The following is an 8,360-nucleotide window of genomic DNA, read 5'->3' on the forward strand; positions in this document are numbered from 1 at the left end:
CAGCCCTTGCGACCTGTCCGCGCGAGGACGCCCGCACGGGCGGAAGAGCGCCCTCAGTTCCGGCGGCCGGGGCGACGGCAGTGGTTGACCCAGGCGGTCTCGCAATGGTGCGCCTCGCCGCGCAGCATGGCGCAGGACAGATCGACCGCCGCGCGCACCAGCCGCCAGCCACAGCGGCGGGCGGTTCGGTCAGCGTCGGTCGAGGCGTGATAGGCGCGGGCCGAGAAGGTCATGTCCGGCGCGCCGCCCAGCAGCCGGTTGAGGGCGAGCGAGGCCTTGAAGCAGATCACCTCGGTGACCTCCTCGTCGATCACGTCTGGCGGCAGGGTGGACCGGTCGAACATGCCAGCCAGCGCACGCGGCTGGCGCCAGGCCACGGGGCCAAGTCGCGCCCTGATCGCGGCGGTCCGTGAAAGCGGCGCAAGCTCGTTAGACAGGGTCATGCTTATCTCCCACTACATCTTGTGTGAAGCAGTTAGAGCCAGCCTATGACGCAGGAATGAAGCCGCGATTACAGCACCGTGACGGTCTTGACCGCCTTCGCGCAACGCCCTATCACCGCCCCCGTGGCGATTTGTTACCGGATTGCGGGCCACGTTAAACATCCCGCTAAAAGGTCAGGAACGAAAGCCCCCCGTTCGCTTGGCCGCGCCCGGGGGGCTTTTGGTTTGGAAGGACGAGACATGAGCAACGATTGGAACAGCCGCACCAAGCTGGTGCATGGCGGCACCCGCAGATCCCAATACAACGAGGTGAGCGAGGCGCTCTTCCTGACCCAGGGCTTCGTCTATGACAGCGCCGAGCAGGCCGAGGCGCGGTTCCTCGAGGCCGGGCCGGACGAATTCATCTATGCCCGCTACGGCAATCCGACGGTGGCGATGTTCGAGGACCGGATTGCCGGGCTCGAAGGTGCCGAGGATGCCTTTGCCTGCGCCTCCGGCATGGCGGCGGTGCAGGGCGCGCTGATGGCGCTCGTGAAGGCCGGCGATCACGTGGTCGCGGCGCGGGCGCTGTTCGGTTCCTGCCTGTTCATCCTCGAGAACATCCTGCCGAAGTTCGGCGTCGAGGTCACCCTCGTCGACGGCACCGACCTCGCGGCCTGGCGCGCCGCGGTGCGCCCCGACACCAAGCTCTGCTTCTTCGAATCGATGTCCAACCCGACGCTCGAGATCGTCGACATCGCCGGCGTCGCCGAGATCGCCCATGCGGTCGGCGCGCTGGTGGTCTCGGACAATGTCTTCTCCACCCCGATCTATTCCGACGCCATCGCCCAGGGCGCCGATATCGTCACCTATTCCGCCACCAAGCACATCGACGGCCAGGGCCGGGTGCTGGGCGGGGTGATCCTTGGTCCGAAAGATCTGATCCGCGGTCCGATCGAAGCCTTCATGAAGCACACCGGTGGTGCGCTCAGCCCGTTCAATGCCTGGGTGCTGCTCAAGGGGCTCGAGACCATGGACCTGCGGGTCCGCGCCCAGACCGCCACGGCGCAATTCCTGGCCGAGCGGCTCGAAGGCAACCCGGCGCTCTCGCGGGTGATCTACCCCGGCCTCGCCTCGCATCCGCAGCATGATCTCGCCATGCGCCAGCTTGGCGCCGGCGGCACGGTGCTGAGCTTTGACGTCAGGGGCGGCCGCACGGCGGGCTTTGCCTTCCTCAATCACCTCAAGATCGCGGTGATCTCGAACAACCTCGGCGATGCCAAGTCGATCGCCACGCCGCCGGCCTTTACCACGCACCAGCGGCTCCCGGAGGACCAGAAAGTCATCCTGGGCATCACCCCCGGGTTGATTCGCCTGAGCTGCGGCCTCGAAGACCGGGATGACCTGCTCGGCGACATCGAAGCGGCACTTGAACATGCTGGAAAATCAGGCGGTTTGTGACAGATTGGCAAGGTTTTGCTTACAGTTTCTGCCGGTCGAAGTTTTCGCTGGATTAACGGCGCGTTCCAAGGCATGCCACTTGGGACTCAAGTCTATAGGTGCAAAATGAAAAAACTGATGATCACGGCCGCATTCGCGGCTTCCTTCGCTATCCCCGCTGTTGCCGATCAAACCGCCACCGCGGCTGACCCCTTCGTGAGCACGCAGGGCCTCGGCCTCACCGGCATCGCACTTGTCGGCGGTGTCACCACTCTGGTGGTCATTGCGACAGTTGCCAACGCCGACAGCTCCTCGGGCACCGACTGATATCCGGCACATGCTGGAAACAAGGCGCCGGATCCTCTGGGTCCGGCGCTTTTGCATGTCCGGATGACCGGTCAGAGCATGGAATTTTGCGTCGCACATGCTTAGATACCCCTGTGCCTGCGCAGAAAGGGGCTTTCGATGAACCTCCCGACACCCGGATTGAACCGCTCTCCCAGCCGTGAAGAGGCCGAAGCGGCCTTTGATCTCTTGCGGCGTTATGCCGATGCGAGCGGCACGCGTGCGCTGGGGTATCCCGACCTCGAAACCGTGTATCCGACTGATTTCAAGGTGGATCCCGCCTACAAGGCCGGTCTTCCCGACCTGCAGAACGGCCCGGCCTCGCTGATCCGGGGGGCCAAGCAGCCGATCCAGCACGTCGGCATCTCGAACTTCCGCCTGCCGATTCGCTATCACACCCGCGCCGGCGGCGATCTGACGCTGGAAACCAGCGTCACCGGTTCGGTCAGCCTCGAGGCCGACAAGAAGGGCATCAACATGAGCCGCATCATGCGGTCCTTCTACCGGCATTCGGAAAAGACCTTCAGCTTCGAGGTCATGGAGGCCGCGCTCAACGACTACAAGACCGATCTCGAGAGCTTTGACGCCCGGATCGAGATGCGGTTCTCCTTTCCGGTGCGGATCGACAGCCTGCGCTCCGGCCTCAGCGGCTATCAGTATTACGATATCGCGCTCGAGCTGATCGAGAGCCAGGGCACCCGCCGCAAGATCATTCATCTCGACTATGTCTATTCCTCGACCTGCCCCTGTTCGCTGGAACTGAGCGAACATGCGCGGCGGGAACGCGGGCAACTGGCCACGCCGCATTCGCAGCGGTCGGTGGCGCGGATTTCGGTCGAGTTGACGGGCAGCAAATGCCTGTGGTTCGAGGACCTGATCGATCTTTGCCGCGCCGCGGTACCGACCGAGACCCAAGTGATGGTCAAGCGCGAGGACGAGCAGGCCTTTGCCGAGCTCAACGCCGCCAATCCGATCTTTGTCGAGGATGCCGCCCGGCTGTTCTGCGCGCGCCTCCAGGCCGAGCCCCGGGTCGGCGATTTCCGCGTCGCCGCCAGCCACCAGGAGAGCCTGCATTCGCATGACGCGATCTCGGTGCTGACCTCGGGCCCGACCTTCGAAAGCTCCAGCATCGACCCGAAGTTCTTTGCCACGCTGGTCCACGGCGGCTAAACGCGCCAACGCGCCGGTTGCATGATGCAGAATTGCACCGGTCCGCGCTGGCGCGCGGCCGAGCGACAAACGTCGGAATCAACGTGACGTCAGTGGCTTGCCGCCATCTGTTCATGGACCGGCCCGGTCACGGACCGACACCGCCCGGTGAAGTCGCGCTCTTGTCAACCGCGCGGTGGTGCGAGACCTGCTAGTCTGACCGCAAGGGAGGAACCGCAATCGACGCGAGGTTTCCTGATGCAAGGCACCGATCTGCATTTCCGTTTTCCGGCGCCCGGCTGGCGCCAGCGGCTCGACAGCTATTTTGCGGGGCTGGGGCAGGGGGTGAACGCCGCCGCCCTGATCCGCGCCCGGCTGGCCGAGGTCGCCGGGCTCGAGGCGCTCTCGGACGCCGAACTGGCGCTTCTGGGCCTCGATCGAAGTGACATTCCGGCCCGGGTTTTTCAGGACCTCTTTCCCGGTGGCTGAACCCGGCTTGACAGTCTCGGCAGGTCAGGCCAACGCTCGGGCGCATGTTTGATATTCGGCCCGTGGGCTATGTGATCGGATTGCTGACCGCCATCCTCGGCGCGATGATGTTCCTGCCGTTCCTCGTCGACCTCGCCGAGGGACGCGGGCACTGGCCGGTCTTCGTGCAATCCGGGCTGATCACCGTGCTGGCCGGCGGGCTGATCTCGCTGGCCTGCGCCAATGGCGTGAAACAGGGGCTGACCATCCAGCAGACCTTTCTGCTGGTCACCAGTGTCTGGTTCACCCTGCCGGTCTTCGGCGCGCTGCCCTTCATCTTCGGCGCCACCGAGGCGCGGTTCGTCGATGCGGTCTTCGAGGCGATGTCGGGGCTCACCACCACCGGTTCCACGGTTTTTGCCGGGCTCGACAGCATGCCTAAGGGGCTGCTCTTGTGGCGCGGGCTGATGCAATGGCTGGGCGGCATCGGGATCATCGTCGTGGCCATGGTCTTCCTGCCCGAACTGCGGGTCGGCGGCATGCAGATCTTCCGCGCCGAGGCGTTTGACACCATGGGCAAGATCCTGCCCCGCGCCACCCAGATCGCCAGCCAGATCTCGGTGATCTACGTGTCTCTGACGCTGGTCTGCGCGCTGACTTACATTGCCTTTGGCATGAACACCTTCGACGCCACGGTGCATGCGCTGACCACCATCTCCACCGGCGGATTTTCCAACTACGACGCCTCCTTTGCCGCCTTCTCCGGGCCGATGGAATATGTCGCCTCGCTGTTCATCATCCTCTCGGCGCTGCCCTTCGTACGCTACGTGCAGCTGCTCAACGGCTCGGCCCGGCCGATCCTGCGCGACAGTCAGGTCCATGTCTTCCTGCTGGTGGTGGCGGCGCTGGTGACCCTGACCGCGGTGGCGCTGATGCTGTCCTTCCCGCACGCCCCCGAACGCGCCTTCCGCGAGGCGCTGTTCAATGTCACCTCGATCATCTCCGGCACCGGCTATGCCAGCGCCGATTACATGGGCTGGGGGCCGCTTCTGGTCGCGACCTTCTTCTTCATCGGGTTGATCGGCGGCTGCGCCGGCTCGACCGCCTGTTCGGTCAAGATCTTCCGCTACCAGCTGCTTTTCGCCTCGATCCGGGTGCAGCTCCTGCGCATCCGCTCGCCCAACGGCGTTTTCACCACCCGCTACGAAGGCCGTCCGGTGGGCGACGACGTGCTCTCCTCGGTGATGTCCTTCTTCATGTTCTTCGTGGTCTCGATGGGGGTGCTGGCGGTGCTGCTCTCGGCCACAGGGCTCGATTTCGTCACCTCGGTCTCGGGCGCCGCCACCTCGCTGGCCAATGTCGGCCCTGGCCTCGGCGAAGTGATTGGCCCTGCGGGCAATTTCTCGTCACTTAACGACACGGCCAAATGGCTGCTCTCGGCGGCGATGCTGATCGGGCGGCTCGAGCTGCTGGTGGTCTATGCCATCCTGACGGTGAATTTCTGGCGGGCGTGACGCGGGGTCGCGTCGCGACACGTCATGCCTCCGGCGGGGAATGTCTATAGCCAGAAGAAAGGCTTTCTTAGGCATTTCGCCGCAAGCTGGACATGCAACGGCGGCTTGATCTTGATCGGATAAGCGGCAAAGTGGTGCAACCACAGCACTGGACCGCGCGGTTCAGGCTTCTTCTGGCCGGAAAATATTCTCCGGGCCGATCGCAGGGCGGGGGCAGAACCCCCTCTGCCGGCGACAAACCGCGCGAACATTGAGCGAACAAGGCTTTTCAGCCCGCCCGTGACCGGGTAAAGTCGCGCCATGAGCAGTTTTGACGACATGGACGCTTTCGAGGCGGCCTCTTCCCTCTCGCAGCGCGCCATGGCGGCGCGTCCCGCCCCCTATCTTGACGGGTTGAACCCGGCCCAGCGCGAGGCGGTCGAGGCGCTTGACGGCCCCGTCCTGATGCTGGCCGGTGCCGGCACCGGCAAGACCAAGGCGCTGACCACGCGGATTGCGCATCTCTTGAACACCGGCAAGGCACGGCCGAACGAGATCCTTTCGGTGACCTTCACCAACAAGGCCGCGCGCGAGATGAAGCTGCGGGTCAGCAAGCTCTTGGGTCAGGTGGTCGAGGGCATGCCCTGGATGGGCACCTTCCACGCCATTGGCGTCAAGCTGCTGCGCCGCCATGCCGAGCTGGTGGGGTTGAAGTCGAACTTCACCATCCTCGATACCGACGACCAGATTCGCCTGCTCAAGCAGCTGCTCTCGGCGGCGCAGATCGACGACAAGCGCTGGCCGGCGCGGCAGCTGAGCCACATCATCGACAACTGGAAGAACCGCGCCTGGACGCCGGACAAGGTGCCCGCCGCCGAGGCCGGCGCCTTCAACAACCGCGGTGTCGAGCTCTATGGCCAGTACCAGGCCCGGCTGAAAGAGCTGAACGCCTGCGATTTCGGCGACCTGCTGTTGCATTGCGTGACCATCTTCCAGACCCACGAAGACGTGCTCAGCCAGTACCAACGCTGGTTCCGCTACATTCTGGTTGACGAATACCAGGATACCAACGTTGCCCAGTATCTCTGGCTGCGGCTCCTGGCGGGCGGTCACAAGAACATCTGCTGCGTGGGTGACGACGACCAGTCGATCTATGGCTGGCGCGGCGCCGAGGTCGGCAACATCCTGCGGTTCGAGAAGGATTTTCCCGGCGCCAAGGTGGTCCGGCTGGAGCAGAACTACCGCTCGACGCCGCATATCCTCGCCGCCGCCGCCGGGGTGATCGCCGGCAACACCGGTCGGCTCGGCAAGGAGCTCTGGACCGATGCCGAGGGCGGCGAGAAGGTGCGGCTGATCGGCCACTGGGACGGCGAGGAAGAGGCCCGCTGGATCGGCGAGGAGGTCGAGGCGATGCAGTCCGGCACCCGTGGCATGCGCGGCTTTTCGCTCGATGACATGGCGATTCTCGTCCGGGCCAGCCACCAGATGCGCGCCTTCGAGGACCGCTTTCTGACCATCGGTCTGCCCTACCGGGTGATCGGCGGTCCGCGGTTCTACGAGCGCATGGAGATCCGCGACGCCATGGCCTATTTCCGCGTCGTGGTGAGCCCCGAGGACGATCTGGCCTTCGAGCGCATCGTCAACACCCCCAAACGCGGCCTTGGCGACAAGGCGCAGCAGACCATCCAGCGCATGGCGCGTGACAGCGGTCTGCCGCTGATCGACGGCGCGCGGCTGGCGGTCGAACAGGGGGCGATCAAGGGCAAAGGGGGCACCGAGCTCTCAAGGCTGCTCGACGGGCTCGCCCGCTGGTCGAAGCTGACCCGCGGCGCCCCGGTTGCCACCGACACCGACGAGGTGCTGGAGGACGGCAGCCTGCGGCCGGGCGAGGTGACCTACGGTCCGCCAGAGGTGAGCCACGTCGAACTGGCGCAGATCATCCTCGACGAGAGCGGCTATACCGCCCATTGGCAGAACGACAAGACGCCGGAGGCGCCGGGGCGGCTCGAGAACCTCAAGGAACTGGTCAAGGCGCTGGAGGCGTTCGAGAACCTGCAGGGCTTTCTCGAACATGTCAGCCTGATCATGGACAACGAGAGCGAAGAGGCCGGCGCCAAGGTCTCGATCATGACGCTGCATGCCGCCAAGGGGCTGGAGTTCCCCGCCGTCTTCCTGCCGGGCTGGGAGGACGGGCTGTTTCCGTCGCAGCGCAGCATGGACGAGAGCGGCCTCAAGGGCCTCGAAGAGGAGCGGCGGCTGGCCTATGTCGGCATTACCCGCGCCGAAGAGGTCTGCACCATCAGTTTTGCCGCCAACCGCCGGGTCTTTGGCCAGTGGCAGTCGCAGCTGCCGTCGCGGTTTGTCGACGAGCTGCCGGAAGAGCACGTCGACGTGCTGACCCCGCCGGGCCTTTATGGCGGTGGCATGGCCGGCCAGAGCTTTGGCAGCGGCATGGAAGCGCGGATGGCCGAGGCCAATGTCTACAACTCACCGGGCTGGAAACGGCTGCAGGAGCGGCAGAGCCAACGCCCGATGGCGCAGCCGAAGGAGAGCCGCAACACGGTGATCGACGCCACCGCGCTCTCGAGCTTCACCATGGGCGAGCGGGTGTTTCACCAGAAATTCGGCTATGGCGCGGTGGTCGGCATCGAAGGCGACAAGATCGAGATCGATTTCGAGAAGGCCGGGGTCAAGAAGGTGGTGGCGCGATTCATCTCGGCCGCCGACGACGTGCCGTTCTGATCCGCCACTGTCTGTTCCGCCACTGTCCCGGGCCCCGCTCAGGGACCACCAGCCGCGCCACGGACCCCGCTCCGGGACCTAAACGCCGTATCACGCCAGCCATGAGGCCCCGGATCAGGTCCGGGGCGGGGCTGTTGCGTGCCGAGGCTGTTTCACACTGTTCTGAACTCTGAAAACAAGAACGGCGGCACAGGGAGGTGTGCCGCCGTCTTGTGTCAACCGACGCTCCTGAATGGGAGGAGACGAAGCGCCAGTCTGGATCGGACCTCGGGCCTATTGGGAGGAGGAGCCCTTGATCCGG

The 8,360-nt window shown here is 64.9% G+C and carries 7 protein-coding genes and 1 riboswitch; of the genes, 6 read left to right on the forward strand and 1 reads right to left on the reverse strand.

The window, feature by feature from the left end:
• Window positions 1–53: 53 nt before the first annotated feature.
• Complete coding sequence (locus tag VOI27_RS15530; RefSeq protein ID WP_323766279.1) at window positions 54–443, reverse strand: hypothetical protein; 390 nt, start codon at window positions 441–443, stop codon at window positions 54–56.
• Between the two features lie 113 nt (window positions 444–556).
• Window positions 557–633, forward strand: a riboswitch (SAM riboswitch).
• 50 nt (window positions 634–683) lie between these two features.
• Between VOI27_RS15530 and metZ the strand changes: the two genes are divergently transcribed.
• The 6 genes from metZ to VOI27_RS15560 all read left to right on the forward strand — a co-directional run bounded on the left by metZ (window position 684) and on the right by VOI27_RS15560 (window position 8,059).
• Window positions 684–1,883 carry an O-succinylhomoserine sulfhydrylase gene (metZ, locus tag VOI27_RS15535; RefSeq protein ID WP_323766280.1) on the forward strand — a complete coding sequence of 400 codons (1,200 nt, stop codon included), beginning with the start codon at window positions 684–686 and terminating at the stop codon, window positions 1,881–1,883.
• A 105-nt stretch (window positions 1,884–1,988) separates the two neighbouring features.
• A complete protein-coding gene (locus VOI27_RS15540; protein WP_323766281.1) occupies window positions 1,989–2,189 on the forward strand; it encodes a hypothetical protein in 201 nt (66 codons plus the stop codon).
• A 138-nt stretch (window positions 2,190–2,327) separates the two neighbouring features.
• Complete coding sequence (gene folE2, locus VOI27_RS15545; protein ID WP_323766282.1) at window positions 2,328–3,377, forward strand: GTP cyclohydrolase FolE2; 1,050 nt, start codon at window positions 2,328–2,330, stop codon at window positions 3,375–3,377.
• Between the two features lie 237 nt (window positions 3,378–3,614).
• Window positions 3,615–3,845: a DUF1127 domain-containing protein gene (locus tag VOI27_RS15550; protein ID WP_323766283.1), complete on the forward strand. Its 231-nt coding sequence runs from the start codon at window positions 3,615–3,617 to the stop codon at window positions 3,843–3,845.
• A 44-nt stretch (window positions 3,846–3,889) separates the two neighbouring features.
• The gene (locus VOI27_RS15555) at window positions 3,890–5,338 is read left to right on the forward strand and encodes a TrkH family potassium uptake protein (RefSeq protein ID WP_323766284.1); all 1,449 of its coding nucleotides are present in this window, start codon (window positions 3,890–3,892) and stop codon (window positions 5,336–5,338) included.
• Between the two features lie 300 nt (window positions 5,339–5,638).
• Complete coding sequence (locus VOI27_RS15560) at window positions 5,639–8,059, forward strand: ATP-dependent helicase (protein ID WP_323766285.1); 2,421 nt, start codon at window positions 5,639–5,641, stop codon at window positions 8,057–8,059.
• Window positions 8,060–8,360: the final 301 nt, after the last annotated feature.

This window comes from Marinovum sp., from assembly GCF_034669705.1.
Lineage (GTDB): Bacteria > Pseudomonadota > Alphaproteobacteria > Rhodobacterales > Rhodobacteraceae > Marinovum.

Coding starts and splice junctions, on each gene's coding strand:
- VOI27_RS15530 (WP_323766279.1), bottom strand. CDS start 443: ATGACCCTGTCTAACGAGCTTGCGCCGCTTTCACGGACCGCCGCGATC.
- metZ (WP_323766280.1), top strand. CDS start 684: ATGAGCAACGATTGGAACAGCCGCACCAAGCTGGTGCATGGCGGCACC.
- VOI27_RS15540 (WP_323766281.1), top strand. CDS start 1,989: ATGAAAAAACTGATGATCACGGCCGCATTCGCGGCTTCCTTCGCTATC.
- folE2 (WP_323766282.1), top strand. CDS start 2,328: ATGAACCTCCCGACACCCGGATTGAACCGCTCTCCCAGCCGTGAAGAG.
- VOI27_RS15550 (WP_323766283.1), top strand. CDS start 3,615: ATGCAAGGCACCGATCTGCATTTCCGTTTTCCGGCGCCCGGCTGGCGC.
- VOI27_RS15555 (WP_323766284.1), top strand. CDS start 3,890: ATGTTTGATATTCGGCCCGTGGGCTATGTGATCGGATTGCTGACCGCC.
- VOI27_RS15560 (WP_323766285.1), top strand. CDS start 5,639: ATGAGCAGTTTTGACGACATGGACGCTTTCGAGGCGGCCTCTTCCCTC.